General features: G+C 58.6%; 17 protein-coding genes, 1 tRNA gene and 1 pseudogene. 12 read left to right on the top strand and 7 right to left on the bottom strand.

The features are described 5' to 3' along the window. Positions 1–125: 125 nt before the first annotated feature. The 4 genes and pseudogenes from AAEZ09_RS03295 (at position 126) to AAEZ09_RS03310 (ending at position 4,292) form a co-directional block, all read left to right on the top strand. Positions 126–1,094 (top strand): glycosyltransferase family 2 protein, encoded by a 969-nt coding sequence (locus AAEZ09_RS03295; protein ID WP_350598412.1) that lies wholly within the window; start codon positions 126–128, stop codon positions 1,092–1,094. A gap of 3 nt (positions 1,095–1,097) precedes the next feature. After that, positions 1,098–1,808 carry a class I SAM-dependent methyltransferase gene (locus AAEZ09_RS03300; RefSeq protein WP_350598126.1) on the top strand — a complete coding sequence of 237 codons (711 nt, stop codon included), beginning with the start codon at positions 1,098–1,100 and terminating at the stop codon, positions 1,806–1,808. Then, positions 1,805–2,191, top strand: a complete 387-nt coding sequence (locus AAEZ09_RS03305) for a GtrA family protein (protein WP_350598127.1) — start codon at positions 1,805–1,807, stop codon at positions 2,189–2,191. The genes AAEZ09_RS03300 and AAEZ09_RS03305 overlap by 4 nt, the downstream gene beginning before the upstream one ends. Further along, positions 2,188–4,292: pseudogene (locus tag AAEZ09_RS03310) on the top strand (DUF6311 domain-containing protein). The gene AAEZ09_RS03305 and the pseudogene AAEZ09_RS03310 overlap by 4 nt, the downstream one beginning before the upstream one ends. Before the next feature lie 485 nt (positions 4,293–4,777). On the opposite strand, the gene AAEZ09_RS03315 reads toward AAEZ09_RS03310, so the two are convergent. Then, positions 4,778–5,482 (bottom strand): murein L,D-transpeptidase catalytic domain family protein, encoded by a 705-nt coding sequence (locus tag AAEZ09_RS03315; protein ID WP_350598129.1) that lies wholly within the window; start codon positions 5,480–5,482, stop codon positions 4,778–4,780. Positions 5,483–5,563: 81 nt separating this feature from the next. On the opposite strand from AAEZ09_RS03315, the gene AAEZ09_RS03320 reads away from it, so the two are divergent. From AAEZ09_RS03320 to AAEZ09_RS03330, 3 genes are read left to right on the top strand one after another with little or no spacing between them, the layout of a single operon-like run. Continuing rightward, the gene (locus AAEZ09_RS03320) at positions 5,564–7,309 is read left to right on the top strand and encodes a L,D-transpeptidase family protein (protein ID WP_045057774.1); all 1,746 of its coding nucleotides are present in this window, start codon (positions 5,564–5,566) and stop codon (positions 7,307–7,309) included. A gap of 11 nt (positions 7,310–7,320) precedes the next feature. Next, positions 7,321–8,118 (top strand): WaaZ-like lipopolysaccharide core biosynthesis protein, encoded by a 798-nt coding sequence (locus AAEZ09_RS03325; RefSeq protein WP_350598131.1) that lies wholly within the window; start codon positions 7,321–7,323, stop codon positions 8,116–8,118. Positions 8,119–8,143: 25 nt separating this feature from the next. Continuing rightward, a complete protein-coding gene (locus AAEZ09_RS03330; RefSeq protein ID WP_502947561.1) occupies positions 8,144–9,715 on the top strand; it encodes a sensor domain-containing diguanylate cyclase in 1,572 nt (523 codons plus the stop codon). Between the two features lie 61 nt (positions 9,716–9,776). Here the strand turns inward: AAEZ09_RS03330 and AAEZ09_RS03335 are convergent, their stop codons facing one another. Next, positions 9,777–10,121 carry a hypothetical protein gene (locus AAEZ09_RS03335; RefSeq protein WP_350598132.1) on the bottom strand — a complete coding sequence of 115 codons (345 nt, stop codon included), beginning with the start codon at positions 10,119–10,121 and terminating at the stop codon, positions 9,777–9,779. Positions 10,122–10,316: 195 nt separating this feature from the next. On the opposite strand from AAEZ09_RS03335, the gene AAEZ09_RS03340 reads away from it, so the two are divergent. The 3 genes from AAEZ09_RS03340 to AAEZ09_RS03350 all read left to right on the top strand — a co-directional run bounded on the left by AAEZ09_RS03340 (position 10,317) and on the right by AAEZ09_RS03350 (position 13,861). Beyond that, positions 10,317–11,111, top strand: a complete 795-nt coding sequence (locus tag AAEZ09_RS03340; protein ID WP_350598134.1) for an exodeoxyribonuclease III — start codon at positions 10,317–10,319, stop codon at positions 11,109–11,111. A 108-nt stretch (positions 11,112–11,219) separates the two neighbouring features. Further along, complete coding sequence (locus AAEZ09_RS03345) at positions 11,220–12,047, top strand: arylamine N-acetyltransferase family protein (RefSeq protein WP_205893234.1); 828 nt, start codon at positions 11,220–11,222, stop codon at positions 12,045–12,047. Positions 12,048–12,343: 296 nt separating this feature from the next. Continuing rightward, positions 12,344–13,861 (top strand): nucleobase:cation symporter-2 family protein, encoded by a 1,518-nt coding sequence (locus tag AAEZ09_RS03350; RefSeq protein ID WP_122838195.1) that lies wholly within the window; start codon positions 12,344–12,346, stop codon positions 13,859–13,861. A 90-nt stretch (positions 13,862–13,951) separates the two neighbouring features. Here the strand turns inward: AAEZ09_RS03350 and AAEZ09_RS03355 are convergent. Continuing rightward, positions 13,952–14,027: transfer RNA gene (locus AAEZ09_RS03355), tRNA-Asn, on the bottom strand. Positions 14,028–14,254: 227 nt separating this feature from the next. On the opposite strand from AAEZ09_RS03355, the gene AAEZ09_RS03360 reads away from it, so the two are divergent. After that, the gene (locus AAEZ09_RS03360; protein WP_350598137.1) at positions 14,255–14,485 is read left to right on the top strand and encodes a hypothetical protein; all 231 of its coding nucleotides are present in this window, start codon (positions 14,255–14,257) and stop codon (positions 14,483–14,485) included. On the opposite strand, the gene AAEZ09_RS03365 is transcribed toward AAEZ09_RS03360, so the two are convergent. Continuing rightward, on the bottom strand, positions 14,482–14,691 hold the full coding sequence (locus AAEZ09_RS03365; protein WP_045057781.1) for a hypothetical protein: 210 nt from the start codon (positions 14,689–14,691) through the stop codon (positions 14,482–14,484). The two genes, AAEZ09_RS03360 and AAEZ09_RS03365, sit on opposite strands and share 4 nt — an antisense overlap. A 177-nt stretch (positions 14,692–14,868) precedes the next feature. Next, positions 14,869–16,065 (bottom strand): amino acid aminotransferase, encoded by a 1,197-nt coding sequence (locus AAEZ09_RS03370; RefSeq protein ID WP_205893230.1) that lies wholly within the window; start codon positions 16,063–16,065, stop codon positions 14,869–14,871. Between the two features lie 351 nt (positions 16,066–16,416). Between AAEZ09_RS03370 and uvrB the strand changes: the two genes are divergently transcribed. After that, a complete protein-coding gene (gene uvrB / locus AAEZ09_RS03375) occupies positions 16,417–18,432 on the top strand; it encodes an excinuclease ABC subunit UvrB (protein ID WP_045057783.1) in 2,016 nt (671 codons plus the stop codon). A gap of 139 nt (positions 18,433–18,571) precedes the next feature. Here uvrB and AAEZ09_RS03380 read toward each other — a convergent pair whose 3' ends face one another. Together AAEZ09_RS03380 and AAEZ09_RS03385 are read right to left on the bottom strand one after the other, a co-directional pair. Beyond that, entirely contained in the window at positions 18,572–20,122 is a 1,551-nt protein-coding gene (locus tag AAEZ09_RS03380; RefSeq protein ID WP_350598139.1) for an MDR family MFS transporter, read from the bottom strand. Then, complete coding sequence (locus tag AAEZ09_RS03385) at positions 20,112–21,161, bottom strand: HlyD family secretion protein (RefSeq protein WP_350598141.1); 1,050 nt, start codon at positions 21,159–21,161, stop codon at positions 20,112–20,114. Before AAEZ09_RS03385 ends, AAEZ09_RS03380 begins: the two co-directional genes overlap by 11 nt. Positions 21,162–21,357 lie beyond the last annotated feature (196 nt).

Below are 21,357 nucleotides of genomic sequence, written 5' to 3' on the forward strand. Positions count from 1 at the left end.
GTTTCATCGGGGCTCAACCGTTCTGTTCGTGTGAGGTGCGTATTTCACCAGATCGGGAAGTCTTTTTCAGAGTTTCCCTAGGCGACCGAATATTGTTGAAAAAACACTATAAAAAGAGCGATCAATTGACTCATCAATACGGAACGCAACTGGCCGGGCATGTAGAGCTTTCGCTCGTTATTCCAGTGTTCAATGAAGCGCCGACCATTGATTTGTTCATCGCGCGGGTTACTGGCCTTTTCAAGAATGAGGCGCTGGTGGGGTTGGAGATGGTGTTCGCCAATGACGGCAGCACTGACGGGACACTCGAGCTGCTTTTGGAGCATCAGAAGACTGATCCGCGTATTCGGATCGTGGACCTGAGCCGAAATTTCGGCAAGGAAGCGGCGTTGACCGCGGGCTTGCAGGCGGCGAAGGGCCAGGTGGTGGTGCCGATTGATGCCGATTTGCAAGACCCGCCGGAAGTAATCCTGCAGATGATTGCCCTGTGGCGACAAGGTTATGAAGTAGTGTTGGGCCATCGTGTGAGTCGCGAAACAGACTCCTGGGCCAAAAAAACCTCGGCCAACTGGTTCTACCGTCTGCACAACAGAATCTCTGATCAACCGCTGCCAAAGGATGTCGGTGATTTCCGCTTGATGGATCGCTGCGTGGTCGATGCTTTGCAGACCTTGCCCGAGTCTCGGCGTTTTATGAAGGGCCTGTTTGCCTGGGTCGGGTTTCGCACCACCCATGTAGATTACGAGCGTCCGGAGCGGGTAGCGGGCGCCTCCAAGTTCAACGGCTGGCGCCTGTGGAATTTCGCGCTGGAGGGCATCACCAGCTTCAGTACCGACCCGCTCAAGGTCTGGACCTATCTGGGGTTGTTCGTGTCCGTGGTGTCTTTTGCCTTCGCAATTTTCATTGTGCTGCGTACGGTGATCACCGGTGTCGACGTGCCGGGCTACGCCTCGTTGATGGTAGCCGTGACTTTTCTGGGTGGTCTGCAACTGGTCGGCATCGGGGTGCTTGGCGAGTATTTGGGCCGCACCTACATCGAGTCAAAACGCCGACCGGTTTATCTGGTGCGTCGTGTCTATGACCCCAAGGACTGAAGCATGGATCTCAAGGAAACCGACATCCTCGGTTCGAGCATTGACCATCACTGGTATTACTCGTCAAAAGCAGCGGCCACCAGGCGTCTGCTGGGCAATACGCCAATCAAAAAGATTCTTGATGTCGGGGCTGGTTCCGGGTTTTTTACCCATCAGTTACTGAACCACACCGCCGCGAGCGAAGCGTGGTGCGTGGACATCAGCTATGACGCTGACTCCGACGCCAGCACTACCGGAAAACCGGTGCATTACCGGCGTGGCATCGATGCGGTGGACGCAGATCTGGTGCTGCTGATGGATGTGTTGGAGCATGTCGATGACGACGTCGGCTTGCTTAAGGCTTACGTCGATAAAGTCCCGTCCGGCAGCCGTTTCTTGATGACCGTGCCGGCGTTTCAGTTTCTCTGGAGCGGGCACGATGACTTTCTGGACCACAAGCGCCGATATACCTTGGCGCAATTTGAAACAGTAGCCCGGGACGCCGGTTTGACGGTGGTGCAGGGCGCCTATTATTTCGGTGCGGTGTTCCCGATTGCGGCGACGCTTCGGTTGTTGCGGAAAGGCACACAACCATCGCCGCCACGTTCGCATCTCAAGCAGCATCATCCCGTGGTGAATTCGATACTGAAGACCTTGTGCCGTATTGAACTGCCGTTCATGGGTGCGAATCGTCTGGCCGGTCTGACGGCGTTCGTGCTGGCGCAGAAGCCGTGACGTCAGCGGAAAATTCTGCGCTGATCAAAACGGCCTTGAGGTTTGCTTTGACCGGTTTGCTTGTTACCGCTCTTCACGCGGTTGTCGCCGTGCTGTTCATCAACTTCGTGATGCCATTGCCACCACTGGCTAACGGCGTGGCATTCGCCGTAGCAACGGTGGTGTCTTATTTGATTAACACGACCTGGAGCTTTTCTGCGCGCTTGCGGGGCCGCACGTTGCTGCGCTTCATGACGGTTTCCGGTGCAGGTTTCCTGCTGGCGATGCTCGTGGCCTGGGCGGCGCAAGTTGCCGGGCTCGATTACTTGCTGGGGATCGGTGCCGTCGCGGTAACCCTTCCGGCCTTCACCTTTGTGTTGCATATCTTCTGGACGTATCGATGAAAGATTCAGGTAAGCGCCTTGCGGTCACGCTATTACCGCTGTTGATTGGTATTCTGGCCTTTTTCATAGTCGTCGGGCCGAGGGCGCTGAATCCTCAAAACATTGCCTGGTTGGGGAGGGGTGATCCGGCAACTCATTATCTTGGCTGGGTTTTTTCAGAAACTCATCTTGGTCGTTTCCGCTTGGGCTCAATCCGTCTTATGGGCTGGAACTGAGTAACGCCGTCATATTTTCTGATTCAAATCCACTGCTTGCGTTGATCTTCAAACCCTTTGCGACCCTACTTCCCGAACCGTTTCAGTACGTTGGTCTTTGGTTACTGATGTGTTTTGTTCTCCAGAGCTGGTTTGCCTGGAAGCTGATGGGGGTGGTCACTGACAATGTGACATTGCGCCTGCTTGGCGCGGCTCTGTTTCTATTTAACCCTGTGATGATTCTGCGGATGGGGGTACATATGTCCCTGGCGGGACATTTTCTGATCCTAGCCGCCTTGTACCTGAATCTACGTCCTCATATTGGTAAGCACTATCTGGCGTGGGGGACATTGTTGGCTATATCTGCACTGGTACATGCATACCTGCTGGTGATGGTCGCTTTGATTTGGATAGCCGATCTTTTGGCCAGAACAATTGAACAGCAACTGATCCCTCGAAAGTCAATTGTCGAACTGGTCAGTCTTTTGTTTGTAACTGGTTTTTGCTGCTGGCAAGCGGGATATTTCACTGTCGAAGGTGATGGGCTGGGTTCCTTCGGCTTTGGATTATTTCGTGCGAATGCGCTGACTTACTTTGACCCTGCTGGGTGGTCGTACGTACTGAACGATATGCCAGGGGTCCCAGGCGATGGAGATGGCATCGCATTTCCCGGCCTTGGAGTGATGTTACTAACCGTTTGCGCGTTCCTACACATACTGTCGGGCAACAGCAATTTCATCGTTGTAATGCGTAAGCGATTGATATTATTGCTTGTACTTTTTGGGTTGATGGTCTTCGCGCTTTCCAACAAAATAGGCGTAGGGCCATATGAGTTCGACTATTGGTTGCCGGAGTCCGTCATTTCCATGGCGAGTATTTTTCGCGCATCAGGACGGATGGTCTGGCCTGTTATGTATGCAACTATCTTTGCTGTGATATTTTTGACTGTTCGTGGATATAAGCCACGTGCGGCGATCATGCTGTTGGCGATAGCGCTGGTGATTCAGGTGTCCGATACGCGTGCAGGCTGGGTAAATATACGCAGTTTGTTGATGGCCTCGCCGAGTACAACTTGGAAAACCCCATTGGTTGATCCTTTTTGGCAAAGCGCAGCATCTCGCTATCAGAAAGTTCGTTGGGTGAGCCCTCAAAATCTTTCGGCCCATTGGATGACGCTTTCCGATTTTGCAGGCCGGTACCACCTCGCGACGGATGCGGTTTACCTGGGAAGAGTGAGTGCCGTGGCCCAAGGGGGCGCGCAGCGCTCGGCAGATATGGCGGTTGCCTCCGGAAAGTATGATGTCGACTCGCTCTATCTGCTTGATCAGCAGTCATTTCTTCAAGCGGCTGTGAGCCTAGATCGCAACGCCGATATGCTGGCTAAAATCGACGGCTTTTATGTGCTTGCTCCTGGCTGGAAGCAAAGCTCTGAGGGGCCAGCTATCAATCTTGCTGATCCTCGGGAGCTAATTCCGACATTCCGGCCAGGCGAGAAAATACAGTTCATGGGGGGGAGTGCGGGAGCCGAACTTCTCGCAAAAGGTTGGTGGCCTCCCGAATCATGGGGAACCTGGTCATCAGGTTTCGATGCTGAAATCACCCTGAGGCCGACAGCTCGTGTGAGTTCGTTGTCACTTGAAGCCAATGCTTTGCTGGCTGATAAACACTCACATCAGGCGGTGGATGTCAGGATCAACAATGTCTCAATTCTCTCCACCCGTCTGACCAATGCAACCGCCAATAAGATTGATATTGTCCTGCCGGCGAGCGTGCAAGAGCTTGTCGCGGAGCAAGGTGTCCTGCGTATCCAGTTTCATTTCCCCCATGCAATAAGCCCACATGAGTTGGGCATCAGCGAAGATGAACGCAAGCTGGCGATCGGGTTGCTGGCATTGACCGTGTATTGACCAGGTTCGCAACGTTGCGGTATGGAGCTGACAAGGACAGTTTGCAGCGTGTGGATGTCCGATGGTGCATTCATCATTCGCAGCCATTAGTGAAAAATTGATTCTGGTGAAAGACACCAAAGATGCATTCGACTTACCGCGTAGGCTGCCGTTCTGTCCAATCAGATTCATTCCAGTCGAATGGGTGGTGGCGGAGCGGTTTGTCGAAGGTGTACAAACGACTACACATCAATCACACGACATAGCCTCACGGCATCGTAATAGCTGGTTGAACAGTCCAATCCATAATCGGCGCGACATAAAAGCCGCGAGAGAGCTGTACGGGTGAGGCAATAGCTGAAGGCATTGGGAAATCTGAATCGGTAGCGCTAAGGAGCCAGCAGTTCGTCAGGGTGGGGCAGGTGCGACTTGAGCCGTCACGCTGCCACATCCGCGTGTTTCCAACACTGCAACGGAAACTCCAAGAATAATCCGCAACCCCCAGCCTACTTCCGAGACGTAGCCTTACCCGCCGAAGCAACCGTAGCGCCACTGCAGTTAATATAAGGCGATGACTTCAACCAGCGCTGGTCCGGATAATAAGAAAACAACAACTGCCCATTTTTCATCGAGTCAATCAACGGGCGAGCAACGGCAGGTCTCACGGCCGGGCAGCCCAGGCTTCGACCAATCCGGCCGTTGGCGCGTGCCAGTACCGGGCTGACATATGGTGCACCGTGAATGACGATTGCCCGGTCAAACGCGTTATCGTTGAAGCCTGGTTCCAGGCCTTGCATGCGCAGGGAATAACCGTTCTGCCCGACGTAACTGGCTTGTGTGCGATACAACCCTAAACTGGTGGCGAAACTCTCGTTCTGGTTGGAAAAGTTGACCGCCATGTTCTCGCCGCTGTTACGGCCATGGGCGACCAGTTCACGAAACAGCAACTTTCTCTTTTTCAGATCGAACACCCACAGGCGTTGTTCGGTCGAAGGCAGGGAGTAATCGATGACTGCCAGGCGTTGGGCTGGAGCTGAACCCTGGGCCTGCGTACATTGTGAAGCACGTACTGCCAGGTTTATAACGGCGGCGTTGGCATCTGGAGCCGCTTTGACGAGGGCGGCGGCAAGCGAATCGGCGTAGGCTGCCGGTACTGAAAGGGATGTCAGCAGCAGGGCCGAGAGAAGCAGACGAATGCGAGCTGGCGCCATATAGATGTCTCATCGTGATAGGTTCGAGTCTAGCTGTTTGCGGGAAGCTAGCCGTTGAAATCGGGAGATTAAGGATTATCCATGGTGCAATTAACAAGGTTATTCGTCATAAGCCGCGTCTTTTTTATGGTCTTTCTGATCAGCGGTGCTGCGCATGGAGAAAATTCGTCGAACGAGGGGGCAATTGCTCCCATCATCCAAAGGGATGCGGCAGCGGATGACAACGTCGGGCAGGCGATCCAGGCGCACCTTTCGCCCCTGACGACATCTTTTCCTCCTTTACTGACTGCGCCGCGGCATAAGCGGGTCGATGTCAGCCGCATGGTCCTGGATTTCTACTCCCATCGCGGCTATCGCGCGGCGTGGACCAACGAAGGCGATACCGCGCAATTGTTTGCCAGCTTGCGGGCCACTCAGGTCGATGGCTTGAACCCGGCGGATTTTCATATCGACGAGTTGGCCGCGTCGCGGACATTGATGCAGGCTGATTCGGCGACACCTGAACAGCGGGCGGCATTCGATGTTGCGGCCACTCATACTTTTCTCACGGCATTGCTGCAGTTGCGTCGCGGCAAGGTCGATCCTTCCCGATTGGATATCCATTGGAATTTCGACCCTGCGGACGTCGATCCCCGGGAAGACGTGAATAAATTCTTCATCGCCCTGGATGCCCATGACGTGGCCGGCGCCTTTGCCCAGGCGCCACCGCAAGAGGCGGTGTATCGCGGCTTGCGCGAAGGCCTGGCGCAGTTGCGCAAGGTGCACGACGTGGGTGGCTGGCCAAAAGTGGCCGAAGGTCAATCGCTCAAGCCGGGCATGGATGACCCTGCCGTCGCCCAGTTGCGGGCCAGGTTGGTCGCCGGTGGTTTTCTCGAACCGCGCCTGGCCCGTGGAACCAAATATGACGGCGCAGTGATTGCGGCAGTGAAGAAATATCAGGCCGAGCAGTACCTGGGGGCTGATGGTGTGGCCGGGGCGACCACGCTGGCGGCGCTGAATGTGTCGGTCGACGCGCGCATCGATCAGGTCCGGGTGAACATGGAGCGGGCGCGCTGGCTGCTGTACAAGCTGCAAGGCACCTTCGTGATTGTTGATATAGCCGGGTATAAAGTCGCGATGTACCGCGACGGCAAGCCCATCTGGCGCTCGCGGGTGCAGGTGGGCAAGCCGTTCCGTAACACGCCGGTGTTCCAGTCCGAGATCACCTATGTCACGTTCAACCCGACCTGGACGGTGCCCCCCACCATCCTCAAGGAAGACGTGATCCCCAAGATCCAGAGGAATCCCGGGTATCTCGCCGCCAACCACATTCGCGTGATCGATCGCGAGGGTGCGGTGCTGGATCCGTCGAGCGTCGACTGGAGCAACCCGCGTGGCGTCAGCCTGCGCCAGGATGCGGGGCCCGACAGTTCGCTGGGGCAGGTGGTGATTCGTTTTCCCAACGACTATGCGATTTATTTGCACGACACGCCCCATCGCGAGTTGTTCTCCAAATCGATGCGCGCCACCAGTTCCGGCTGCATTCGCGTGGAAAACCCGTTGCAGCTGGTCGAACTGTTGTTCAACGATCCGGTGCGCTGGGACAGTGCCGGCATCCAGAAACAGTTGGCCAAGGGCAAGACCGAAAATATTCGGCTGCCGGTGAAGGTGCCGGTGCTGTTGGCGTACTGGACGGTAGACCTGAGTAATGACGGGCGAGTGACGTTCAAGCCCGATGTGTACGGCTACGATTCGGCTGTCCTGCGGGGGTTGAACCTGCCCTCCAAGTTACCGATTCTGGATTTGCTGCGGGCAGGAGCTCCCGCCGTGGTGCTCAACCCGAAATAAGGGGGCTGAATATGGATGTTGCGCAAAAAGCCACGGAACTGGTCAAGAGTCGGGTCCAGGTGCATGACCTGGATGAGTGTCGCAATATAAGTAACGGGGCGGTGTTTATCATCGCCTCGGGTGCGTCAGCCAAGGACTTTCCTCTCAAGAAGTATGCTGACGTGCCGATGATTACCATGAACGGTGCTATATCGATGTTCATCGGTACGGGCATCAAACCGTACTTTTTCATGTGCTCGGATGACGCGTTCTACAGGGAGCAGCCGCGTCTGTTCGCTGAAGCCATGCGCTTGAGCCAGCGGGTTGCGGTGCCGCAAAGTCACGCGTATTACCAGGCGCTCAACCCCAAGGGGGAGCTGTATCTGTTGACTCGCGCGCCCAGGCTGTCATGGCTGGGGCTGCTGGGCCGGCGTGACAGGGAACTGATCCGAAGCCGCAAGCTGGGGGCAGGGCGTAATCGCAGCCTGGGTTTCAGCAAGAATCTTAAGCGTGGTTTTTTTGATGCGCGCACGGTGGCTTATGTGGCCCTGCAGGTTGCTTATCACCTGGGTTTTTCCAAGGTGTTCCTGGTGGGTGTCGATCTGAATCAATCAGTGAAACGCTTCTACGAGACTCCGGGGGCCTTGGTTTCGCCTTGCACGCTGGATGAGCATTTCCACACCCGGATCCTGCCGTCGTTCAAGATTCTGTCGAAATACGTGATGAATCCGGACTTCCAGGTCTACAACCTGTCCAGCACTTCGAGGATCCCTGCTGAACTGGTGCCTCGTGTGACCTTTGAAGATGTCGACAGAATGATCGGCGCCTGACGCGCCTTTCCCAGGATGAGTTTCCTTGCCAATTCCCATGTATGACCACCAGCCCAGCTCCGGCCGGCCGCTGAAACGAATGCCGCTGCTCAAGGCGGCGGTGCTGTTCATCGTAGCCGTGTGCCTGACCCTTGTGGGTTTGCTGTACCTGCAACTGGACCAGTCACGCCGTGACGATCTGGAGCAGGCACAAGTGGCGTCGCAGAATCTGACCCGTGCCATGGCACAGCAGGCTGAAGATACCTTCATGAAGGCTGACCTGGTGTTGAGCAGCCTGGCCGACTGGATTCAGGCTGACGGCTACGGCGCTGTGCAAGTGCCAAGGCTGCAGAGGACATTCGCCCGGCGAGTGGCGGCGCTGAATCAGCTGCACGGCATTTTCCTGTTCGACCGCCAGGGGCAATGGGTGGTGACGTCGTTCGAAGACCTGCCCCGTGGCAAGGGCGTGGCGGATCGTGACTACTTCAAGTTCCACCAGCAGAACATTTCTTCGCAGGCGCACATCGGCCCGGCGATTCGCAGTCGCGAGAATGGCGAGTGGATCATTCCGCTGTCCAAGCGCGTAAACGACAAGGATGGCAAGTTCCTGGGCGTGTTGATGGCCGGGATCAAGATGTCGTATTTCGACCAGTTCTTCAAAAGCTTCAGCATCGATGACAACGGCTCGATGTTCCTCGCCATGACCGATGGCACCCTGCTGGCGCGCAGGCCTTTCGTGGAAGCGCAGATTGGTTCGAGCCTGGCCCAGGGGGAAATCTTCCAGAAATGGCTGCCCGGTGCGTCTTCCGGCAATGCCATGGTGAGCTCGATGGTGGACGGCGTGATACGCCTGCACGGTTACCGGCAGCTGGACGCCTATCCGCTGGTGGTGTCCGCGGCTTCTTCGCAAACGGCGATTCTCAAGCGCTGGTCAGACACCGCATTCCAGTCCAGCATGATCGTCGGCCTGGTGGTGCTGGGCGTTTGCCTTTTCGGTTGGGTGTTCATCCATCAGGTGCGCAATGGCGAGCGCATCGAGGCGGATTTGCGCGCGGCCCAGGAAACGCTGGAGCTGATCGCCACCCACGACAGCCTGACGGGGCTGGCCAATAGGAGGTTGTTCGAGCGCGCGCTGGACATCGAGTTCGGGCGTGGGGCCCGGCAAGCCAGTCCGCTCAGCCTGATCATGCTCGACATCGATTTTTTCAAGCGCTACAACGATACCTACGGTCACGTTGTCGGTGACCATTGCCTGGCTGAAGTGGCGGGTGCGGTGAAAGCATGCTGTCAGCGCAAGGCTGATCTTGCGGTGCGTTATGGCGGGGAGGAATTCGCGGTACTGCTGCCTGACACCGATCTGCGCGGGGCTAAGATTATCGCAGAGGAAATTCGCCAAAGAGTCATGGGCAAGAACATCACCCATACCGAATCGCCCACGGGATACATCACCGTGAGCCTGGGGTGCTACTCGTTCGTGCCAAACGGGCGCGACAGTATCGAAGTGTTTATCGGGCGCGCGGATGCAGCGTTGTATCAAGCCAAACATTCCGGCCGCAACCGGGTGGCGGTGCTTTCGATGGAAGGCGCCGAAGAGGCGCTGATACGCTCAGATCGTTGATACAGCGATTATACGGTCAGGGCAACGCAGGCAGTCGAGTTCATCGGCTGCCTTTACGCGTTCAGCTGCCCGTGCCACCGCCCGCACCGCCCGTGCCACCACCCGGAGCCCCGGTGCCGCCGCCTGCACCCGAGCCGCTGGTGCCGCCATTGGTGCCGGTGCCGCCGCCGGTACTGCTGCCGCTGCCGCTGCCGCTGCCGGTGGATGGGGTCGAGCTACTGTTGCTGCCACCCGAGGTGCCGGAAGGCATGCCAGGGTTGTTATTGGGGGACATGGTCGAGCCACCGACGGATCCCGATTTGGTCCCGGTAGCGTCCGCTCCATCGCCGGATGCCGCATAGGCACCCGATGACGCCACGGACATCAACCCGGCCAGAAGCAGTGAGGAGATCTTGAGATTTTTCATGGTACGTCTCCGAAAATGAGTCGTTACCTGATGTTGGGGTGGCGCGGGAGGGGGTTGGTGCCGATTGGATGACGAGTGGTCGTGAGGTGCGCGCAGCGGACAGGTACCAACCCATTCCGACGCAACCCCGCAAAAAGCCAGCTGTCACAACCTTGGAAACCACGCCGTCCACTTAGCCAGCAGGAGCGCCGGCCCATGAAAAAATTGCGAATCGCCACGTTCAACGTCAACGGCATGCGCGCCCGTTTGCCGAACCTGCTCGCCTGGCTCGAGCGCGAGCAACCGGACGTTGTCTGCCTGCAGGAGCTCAAGTCAGTGGACAGCGCTTTTCCCGCTGCCGAGCTTGAAGCTGCCGGATATGGCGCGATCTGGCAGGGCCAGTCGTCGTGGAACGGGGTAGCGATCCTGGCGCGGGATGCGCAACCGATGGAAAGCCGGCGCGGGTTGCCAGGCGATGACAGCGACACGCACAGCCGCTACATCGAGGCCGCCGTGCACGGGGTGTTGGTGGGGTGTCTTTACTTGCCTAATGGCAACCCGCAGCCCGGGCCCAAATTTGATTACAAGCTGGCCTGGTTCGAGCGATTGATCGCCTATGCCAAGGACCTTCAGGCCAGCGACCATCCGGTGGTGCTGGCCGGGGATTACAACGTAGTGCCCACCGACATGGATATCTATAACCCGCGCTCCTGGCTCAAGGATGCCTTGCTGCAGCCGGAAAGTCGCGAGTGTTACCAGCGCCTGCTCGAGCAGGGCTGGACCGATTCCCTGCGTCATCTCTACCCGGAAGATCGGCTCTATACCTTCTGGGATTACTTCCGCCAGCACTGGCAAAAGAACTCGGGCCTGCGCATCGACCACCTGTTGCTCAACCCGGCGTCGAGTCCTTACCTGGAGGAGGCTGGCGTGGACGCCTGGGTGCGCAATGAACCCCACGCCAGCGACCATGCCCCGACCTGGATTCGCCTGGGCTCACGCAAGCGTCGTTGATTTCAAAAAAGGCTGATTGGGGAAATCAATTGTCGGTCCGGGGCGTTTTTGGCCTATACCTGTGGCCCATCGGCGGAGCGATCCGCAGCACCCGTACAGGACTGAGCAATGAGCGAGACACGCCTGAGCAACCTTGCGCACTACCTGCAACTTCTAGGTTTCGAAGCACCGCCCGCGCCGACACTCGATACCTTGCGTCAGCTGCAACTGCGTCACACCGGCGTGTTCCCGTTCGAAAACCTGGCGACGCTGGCGGGAGAACCGGTGCTGATCGACTTGCCGTCCATCGAGCGAAAACTGCTGCAGGAACAGCGTGGCGGCTATTGCTACGAACTCAACCACATCTTTTTCGTGTTGCTCCAAGAGCTCGGCTTCGATGTTCAGGGCATTACCGGTCGGGTGGTAATGGGCCAGCCCGAAGGCGCCTGGACCGCCCGCACTCACCGCTTGAGCCTGGTGCACCTGGACGGCGTGCGCTACATCATCGACGTTGGCTTCGGCGGCATGGTGCCCACTGCGCCACTGCTACTCGACTCCAGGGCCGAGCAGCCCACGCCCCACGAACCCTACCGGATCGACCAGCATAAGGATGGCTTTACCTTGCGCGCCAAGGTCGGGGATGAATGGCGGCCGATGTACATCTTCGACCTGCAGCGCCAGGAGGACGTCGATTACGCCGTCGGCAACTGGTACGTCTCGACTCATCCAGACTCGTCTTTCTCAAGGCAACTGATGGTGGCGCGGACCGGGGATGGCTGGCGGCGCACGCTCAACAACGGCAGTTTTGCCATCCATCGAACCGGCCATGCCAGCGATCGGCATGAAGTGGCTGATGTCGCAGAACTCATCGACTTGCTACAGCTCGAGTTCGGCATTCGGCTGCCAGCGCATGCGGGATTGAGGCAAACCTTGGCCCGCCTGGTGAGCGGCGCTTAGAGGCCGTACTTCCAGCCTCAGTAAGTGACCGAGCTGATCGCCTTCAGCGACCGGCTCAGGTTTTGAACACTCGCGGGATCTCGCTCAACGCCTGAAAGCTAAAAAACAGCGGGGGGCGAGAGAGTTGTCAGGCGAAAAATAGTGAAGGAATTTTTCTGGTGGAGCCCAGTGCAAACAAGGGTGGGATGGACATGTGTCCATAATCTGACTGGTTAGTTGTATACAACTCTATAGACATTTGTCCTGAGTCTTGCATACAGTGTGCGCATAACAAAAAACCAGGGAACCCCCCAATCATGAAAACGCCCCATGTTTCACACCAACGGCCTGAGGATGAAAACCTTGGGATCGGCGCGAATATGGCTTATGGCCTGCAACACGTTCTGACCATGTACGGCGGCATCGTTGCGGTGCCGTTGATTATCGGACAGGCGGCCGGGCTGTCGCCGGCGGACATCGGTTTGTTGATTGCTGCGTCACTGTTTGCAGGGGGCCTGGCAACGTTGCTGCAGACCCTTGGTTTACCGTTTTTTGGCTGCCAGTTGCCGCTGGTCCAGGGCGTCTCGTTTTCCGGCGTCGCGACCATGGTGGCGATTGTCAGCAGCGGCGGGGAGGGCGGGTTCCAGTCGATCCTGGGGGCGGTAATTGCCGCGTCGTTGATTGGGTTACTGATAACCCCGGTGTTCTCGCGTATCACCAAGTTCTTCCCGCCGCTGGTGACCGGTATCGTGATCACCACCATCGGCCTGACGCTGATGCCGGTGGCCGCGCGCTGGGCCATGGGGGGCAACAGTCACGCGCCTGACTTCGGCAGCATGGCCAACATCGGTTTGGCGGCAGTGACGCTGGTGCTGGTATTGCTGCTGAGCAAGGTCGGCAGCGCGACCATCTCCCGCTTGTCGATCCTGCTGGCCATGGTGATCGGCACGGTCATCGCGGTGTTCCTTGGCATGGCAGACTTTTCGTCCGTGACCCAGGGCCCGATGTTCGGTTTCCCTACACCGTTCCACTTCGGCATGCCGACGTTCCACTTCGCCGCGATCCTGTCGATGTGCATTGTGGTCATGGTGACGCTGGTGGAAACCTCGGCGGACATTCTCGCCGTGGGCGAAATCATCGAGACCAAGGTCGACTCCAAGCGCCTGGGCAACGGTCTGCGCGCGGACATGCTGTCGAGCATGATCGCGCCGATCTTTGGCTCGTTCACCCAAAGCGCATTCGCCCAGAACGTCGGGCTGGTGGCGGTGACCGGAATCAAGAGTCGCTTCGTGGTAGCGACGGGCGGGTTGTTCCTGGTGATCCTCGGCCTGCTGCCGTTCATGGGGCGGGTGATTGCCGCAGTGCCGACCTCTGTGCTCGGCGGTGCCGGTATTGTGCTGTTCGGCACCGTGGCGGCCAGTGGCATTCGGACGCTGTCCAAGGTTGATTACCGCAACAACGTCAACCTGATCATCGTCGCCACCTCGATCGGTTTCGGCATGATCCCCATCGCTGCGCCCAACTTCTATGACCAATTCCCGAGCTGGTTCGCGACCATCTTCCACTCGGGCATCAGCTCGTCGGCGATCATGGCCATCGTGCTGAACCTGGCGTTTAACCACCTGACGGCGGGCAACTCCGACCAGCAGTCGGTGTTCGCTGCGGGTACCGAGCGGGTGTTGCGTTATCAGGACCTGGCCGCATTGCGTGAAGGCGATTACTTCAGCGATGGCAAGCTGCACGACTGCGATGGCAAGGAGATCCCGGTGGTGGAGGTTGACCACGGGCATGGAGAACCGCGACCGGTGCAGGCCAAGACGGGTGAGCATGTCTGAATAATGCAGGAGCTCGCTCCTGCAACAGACTCAAGCCCACAAAAAAGCCCCTGAATCTTTCGATTCAGGGGCTTTTCAGTTCTTGCTGTCTGGCTCCACGACCTGGACTCGAACCAGGGACCCAGTGATTAACAGTCACTTGCTCTACCAACTGAGCTATCGCGGAATGGCGTGTATGTTACTGATTCAAAAAGAGAAGTCAAGCACCTGTGGTTAAAATCGACAATTCGTCGAGACCTGGGGTGGTTTTTCCGACTTTGGCGGTTACCAGAATCCCTTCAGGGGTCTACCATGGCCGCCCGGAAGCGGTTACACGCGCTGCCGGCCATTCGCCGAAAAGGTACGCGCCATGAATCACCCAGTTTTCACCTGTCCAGCCAACGGGGTGTTCGCATGAGCATCGCCCAGATCAGCCTGCCAAAAGGCGTTGGCCCACACGCTGAAAAGCTGTTCGACGCCATCACCCAGGCCAGCACCGCCGAAGAATTGAACCGTGCGGGCGGCAAGGCCGAAGGTTTCGTTCTCGGCCTGGAAAGCACCAAGGCCATCAAGAGCCCGGTCGCCGAATCGCTCTACGTCGCTTATGACGATGCCGCCAGTCAGCGGGCTGGCGAACTGGTTTAACCGCCGAAGGTAAAGGTGCCAAGCATCAGCTTGCCATACACCATCGTCACCGCCAGTTGCACCAGCCACAGGGCCAGGCCGCCGAGAAACACCCCGGCGGCCACTTGCAGCACCAGGTTGTTGCCGCGTTTGGCCGCAGGGCGAGGGACGAAATGGTCCAGTTCATCCAGGTCATCGCGCTCGGCGCGCAGGTCATCATTTTTCATCTACGTTCTCGCAGGAATTCAGGCTGTACACAAAACCCGTAGGAGCCGCCTCGTTGCACTCGACAGCTCCTACGGTTAGTTGAGATCTGATGCAGTCTAGAGGTTTCGAGCCGCATTCTTCAGACAAATAAAAAACGGGAAGCCCAAAGGCTTCCCGTTTTTCGTCAACAAGCCGAATCAGATCACCTGAACGATGGCATCCGTTACCGCCTTGATGTTGCTCTGGTTCAGCGCCGCAACGCAGATGCGGCCCGTGTCCAGCGCGTAGATGCCGAACTCGTTGCGCAAGCGGTGAACCTGTTCGGTGGTCAGGCCGGAGTAGGAGAACATGCCACGCTGGCGACCGACGAAGCTGAAGTCACGCTGCGGCGCTTTTTCCGCCAGCAGGTCGACCATCTGGGTGCGCATGGCGCGAATGCGCAGGCGCATCTCAGCCAGCTCCTCTTCCCACTGCGCGCGCAGCTCAGGGCTGTTCAGTACAGCAGCGACGATGCTTGCACCGTGGGTCGGCGGGTTGGAGTAGTTGGTGCGGATCACGCGCTTGACCTGCGACAGCACTCGCGCGCTTTCTTCTTTCGACTCGCTGACGATCGACAGGGCGCCAACGCGCTCGCCGTACAGCGAGAACGACTTAGAGAACGAGCTGGAGACGAAGAAAGTCAGGCCCGATTCAGCGAACAGGCGCACGGCCGCCGCGTCTTCGTCGATGCCGTCGCCAAAGCCCTGGTAGGCCATGTCGAGGAACGGCACGTGGCCTTTGGCTTTGACCACGTCGAGCACGTTTTTCCAGTCCGCCGGGCTCAGGTCCACGCCGGTCGGGTTGTGGCAGCAGGCGTGCAGTACGACGATCGAGCCAGACGGCAGGGCGTTGAGGTCTTCCAGCAGGCCGCTGCGGTTAACGTCGTGGGTCGCGGCGTCGTAGTAGCGATAGTTCTGTACCGGGAAACCGGCGGTTTCGAACAGCGCGCGGTGGTTTTCCCAGCTTGGGTCACTGATCGCTACGACGGCGTCGGGCAGCAGCTGCTTGAGGAAGTCAGCACCGATTTTCAGTGCACCAGTGCCGCCGACGGCCTGGGTGGTCAGAACACGGCCAGCGGCGATCAGGGGCGAATCGTTGCCAAACAGGAGTTTTTGCACGGCCTGGTCGTAGGCAGCGATGCCGTCGATTGGCAGGTAGCCGCGGGACGCGTGTTGAGCGACGCGAATCGTCTCGGCTTCGACAACGGCGCGCAGGAGTGGAATTCGCCCCTCCTCGTTGCAGTAAACACCGACCCCCAGGTTGACCTTGGTGGTGCGTGTATCGGCGTTGAATGCTTCGTTGAGGCCCAGGATTGGATCGCGTGGTGCCATTTCGACAGCGGAGAACAGGCTCATTTTTGCGGCGGCTCTGAATGGGGAGTGGAGGGACGTGTCGCGCTCCAGCCGAATGCACTAGAGCGGTGCACAAACGGGGAGCTAGTATAGAGGCCATCAACGAGTGAAGGCGACAGACGATTCGGCTTTTCGCGTAAGTTTTTTGCATTATTTTTCGACCGTTAGTCGCACTGCGTCGTCAAAGACCCAGAGTGATGTACGACGTTTACCTTGAAAGCGCAGGCAATCGGCTCCACATTGAGCACAATCCAGTTTTTTTCCTCGGGCGGCGTCAGTCGTTTGCGGCTTTTCTCGTTCCAGCCGGTTTAACCTGCAGGCGCGATTCCCTGCTTCGAGAACCCAGAGGTATGCATGTCTGAATTCCAGCTAGTCACCCGCTTCGAGCCCGCCGGCGATCAGCCGGAAGCCATCCGCCTGATGGTCGAAGGCATCGAGGCCGGGCTGGCGCACCAGACGTTGCTCGGTGTGACCGGCTCGGGCAAGACCTTCAGCATCGCCAACGTCATTGCCCAGGTTCAGCGCCCAACCCTGGTGCTGGCGCCGAACAAAACCCTGGCCGCGCAGTTGTATGGCGAATTCAAGGCGTTTTTCCCCAACAACGCCGTCGAGTATTTCGTTTCCTACTACGACTACTACCAGCCCGAAGCCTATGTGCCGTCCTCGGATACCTTTATCGAGAAGGACGCCTCGATCAACGACCACATCGAGCAGATGCGACTGTCGGCGACCAAGGCCCTGCTGGAGCGCAAGGACGCGATCATCGTGACGACGGTGTCGTGCATCTACGGCCTGGGCAGCCCGGAAACCTATCTGAAGATGGTGTTGCACGTGGATCGCGGCGACAAGCTGGATCAGCGCGCCTTGCTGCGCCGCCTGGCGGACCTGCAATACACCCGCAACGACATGGATTTCGCCCGGGCGACATTCCGGGTTCGCGGCGACGTGATCGATATCCATCCGGCGGAATCGGACTTTGAGGCGATCCGCATCGAGCTGTTCGATGACGAGGTCGAGCGGATTTCCGCGTTCGATCCGCTGACTGGCGAGGTGACGCGCCAGTTGCCGCGATTCACCTTCTATCCGAAGAGCCACTACGTGACCCCGAGAGAAACCCTGCTCGGCGCCATCGAGGGGATCAAGGTCGAACTGCAGGAGCGCCTGGACTACCTGCGCTCCAACAACAAGCTGGTGGAAGCACAGCGCCTGGAGCAGCGCACGCGTTTCGACCTGGAGATGATTCTCGAGCTGGGCTACTGCAACGGTATCGAAAACTACTCGCGCTACCTGTCCGGCCGCGCTTCCGGCGAGGCGCCGCCGACCTTGTTCGATTACCTGCCGGCCGATGCGTTGCTGGTGATCGACGAATCCCATGTCAGCGTGCCCCAGGTGGGGGCCATGTATAAGGGCGACCGTTCGCGCAAGGAAACCCTGGTGGAGTACGGCTTCCGCCTGCCGTCGGCCCTGGATAACCGGCCAATGCGCTTCGACGAATTCGAACACATCAGCCCGCAAACCATTTTCGTCTCCGCGACGCCTGGCAACTATGAGGCCGAACATGCGGGGCGGGTGGTCGAGCAACTGGTGCGGCCGACCGGCCTGGTGGACCCGCAGATCGAAATCCGCCCGGCGCTGACCCAGGTCGACGATTTGCTGTCGGAAATCTCCAAGCGTGTAGCGCTGGAAGAGCGGGTGCTGGTCACCACTTTGACCAAGCGCATGTCCGAGGATTTGACCGACTACCTGGCCGATCATGGTGTAAGGGTTCGTTACCTGCACTCGGACATCGACACGGTGGAACGCGTGGAAATCATCCGCGACCTGCGGCTGGGGACGTTTGACGTGTTGGTGGGGATCAACTTGCTGCGAGAAGGCCTGGACATGCCGGAGGTCTCCCTGGTGGCGATTCTTGACGCGGACAAGGAAGGCTTCCTGCGTTCCGAGCGGTCGCTGATCCAGACCATCGGCCGGGCGGCGCGTAACCTCAATGGCCGGGCGATCCTGTATGCGGACCGCATCACCGGGTCCATGGAGCGGGCGATCGGCGAGACCGAGCGTCGCCGGGACAAGCAGATAGCCTTCAACCTGGCCAACGGCATCACGCCCAAAGGGGTGTTCAAGGACGTTGCCGACATCATGGAAGGTGCCACTGTGCCGGGTTCGCGCAGCAAGAAGCGCAAGGGCATGGCCAAGGCTGCCGAGGAAAGCGCCAAGTACGAAGCCGAACTGCGCTCACCGGGCGAAGTGGCCAAGCGGATCAAGGCGCTGGAAGAGAAAATGTACGCCTTGGCGCGGGACCTCGAGTTCGAGGCTGCGGCGCAGATGCGCGACGAGATTGGCAAGCTGCGCGAGCGCCTGATCACTGTTTGAGGTGTGCGGTGCCTGACTGGCGTCATCGCTGGCAAGCCCGCTCCCACAGGTTTTGTGTCGATCCACAAATCCTGCGAACGGCTCTAAATCTTGTGGGAGCGGGCTTGCCCGCGATGAGGTCAGTCGCCGCACTACAAAATCAGTGCGCTTCCCCAGCCTTGATCCCCGCCGGCAATGCCTTGGTCAGCAACACCGCAATCATGCTGATCCCCAGCGCAATCCCGACAAAGTGAAACGCATCGTTGTACGCCATGATCGAGGCCTGCTGGTGCGCGATTTCGCTCAGTTTGCCCAAGGCCGCCGTCTCGCTGCCAAACCTATCCGTCATCGACGCCATGCGCTCCGCCACCTGCGGGTTGGTCGGTACGATCGCCTCGCGCAAATAATCGAAGTAGGTCTTGGTTCGCGCATCCAGCAATGTGGCGAGGAGGGCGATGCCAATCGCGCCGCCCAGGTTGCGCAGGATGTTGAACAGGCTCGACGCCGACCCCGCATCCTGGGGCAGGATATAGGCGGTGGCGATCAGTGAAATGGTGACCATGATCAGCGGCTGGCCCAGGGCGCGAATGATCTGGATCTGATTGAACTGCGGCCCGGCAAAATCCGGATTCAACACCCCCGACGAGAAGCTCGCCAGGCCGAACAACCCAAAACCCAGCGTGCACAGCCATTTGGGTGAGATGTACTTCATCAGTTTTGGCACCAGCGGAATCAGAAACAGCTGGGGCACACCCATCCACATGATCACTTCGCCGATCTGCAGGGCGTTGTAGTTCTGGATCTGAGCCAGGTACAACGGCAGCAGGTAAATCGAGCCATACAAGCCCACCCCCATGCCGAGGCTGGAAATGCTCGACAGGCCAAAATTGCGATTGCGCAGGATGCCCAGGTTGATCAGGGGGTTGGGCCTGGATACCTGCACGATCACAAAGGTGATCAGGCTGATCAGCGCGATGCTGCCCAGGGTCACGATCAGGCTCGATTCCAGCCAGTCCTTGCGATGGCCTTCTTCAAGAAAAACCTGCAGGCAACCAAGGCCGACGCCCAGGGTGAGAATGCCCATGTAGTCGGTGCTTTTGAGCAGTTCCCAGTGCGCCTCTTTTTTCTCCAGACCGTACATCAGCCCGGCAATCATGATCAGGCCGGGGGGGATGTTGATGTAGAAGATGTATTCCCAGCCCCAGTTTTCCGTCAGCCAGCCGCCCAGTGTCGGGCCAATGGAGGGCGCGAAGGTGGCGGTCATGGCAAACATGGCCATGCCCTTGGCGCGATGGTGTTCGGGGAGCTTGATCAGGGTCAGGGTGAACGCCAGCGGAATCAGTGCACCGCCGGTGAAGCCCTGCAAGGCGCGGAACACGATCATGCTTTCCAGGCTCCAGGCCATGGAGCACAGCAGCGAAGCCACCAGGAAGCCCAGCGAGACCCAGACCGCCAGGCGACGTGCTGACAGCAACTGCACCAACCACGCCGTCAGCGGGATCATGATGATTTCCGCGACCAGGTAGGAAGTGGAAATCCACGAGCCTTCCTCCAGGGTCGCCGAGAGCGCGCCCTGGATGTCTTTGAGTGAAGAGTTGGTGATCTGGATATCGAGCACGGCCATGAAGGCGCCGAGCATCACGCTCATGACCGCAATCCAGTCCCGCCGCGTCGGCTCGCCGACCGGGCGGATCAGTTGGTCACCGGCCATCGTCAGGGGCGTCTTTGATGTTCACTTTGGCGGTGACCGACATCCCCGGACGAATCTTGCCGTGCAGCGGGTTATCCGCGGCGAAGGTCAGTTTGACCGGGATCCGTTGTACGACTTTGGTGAAGTTGCCGGTGGCATTGTCCGGTGGCAGCAGGCTGAATTGCGCCCCGGAAGCGGCAAACAGACTGTCGACCCGCGCTTCAATCGGCGTATCGCTGTAGGCGTCGAAGGTCAGCTCGGCTTTCTGCCCTGGCTGCATGTGGCCGATCTGGGTTTCCTTGAAGTTGGCCTGGATCCAGATGTCCTGGTCCGGCACGATCGACAGCAGGTACGCGCCGGCCTGCACGTATTGGCCGTTGCGCGCGGCGCGCTGGCCGATCAGGCCGCTGATGGGCGCGTGGATCTCGCTGCGGGTCAGGTTCAGCTCGGCCTGGGCCAGATCGGTCCGGGCATTGGCGATCATCGCATCCAGGCGCTTGATTTCGGCGCTCAGGGAGTTCACCTGCTGGCGCTGGCTCTGGGCATCCGCCTGGGCTTTGGTCACTTGGGAGCGGGCAATATGGTTGTCGGCGGAGAGGGTGGTCACCCGTTCTTCTGATACGTAGCCGGGTTTGCGCAAGGTTTCGGCGCGGGACAAATCGATTTGCGAACGACTGAGGCTGGCCTGGCTGGAGGCCACCTGCGCCTCGCTGGCCGCAATCAGGCTGGCCTGTTGCGTGAGTTTGCTCTGGGCTTGCAGGCGCTCGGCCTGGCGGGTCTCGAGGGCGGCGTTGGCGCGGTCGACGGCCAGGTGGAAATCATCACCTTCGAGTTTGACCAGCAACTGGCCTTTTTCAACGTGCTGGTTGTCCTGCACCAAAACCTGATCGATGCGAGCGCCGAGCTGGCTCGACACGCGGGTGATCTCGCCCTGCACATAGGCGTTGTCGGTGCTCTCGTAAAACCGCCCTTTGAAAAACCAGTGAGCAAAGAATGCCCCGGCGATGAGCAGGACGAGCAACAGGAAAATAAACAGGCGACGCTTGAGTTGGGCAGGCATGGGCAGACTGTAGTCGAGAAATTGTAAGGAAAGGTATCAGTAGCCCAATCTGGCATACAGCCGATAAACGGTAAATGCCGACCGTTGATATTCGGCCATTCACCGGCTGCGAAGCGCGTTGCAGACGCAAACTTGGCTTAAATGCCCTGCTCACTGGAGCCGGGCCGGTGTCGCCTGTTACCATTCGCCCTTTGTT

The organism is Pseudomonas sp. 65/3-MNA-CIBAN-0223 (assembly GCF_040310425.1).
Classification (GTDB): domain Bacteria; phylum Pseudomonadota; class Gammaproteobacteria; order Pseudomonadales; family Pseudomonadaceae; genus Aquipseudomonas; species Aquipseudomonas gregormendelii.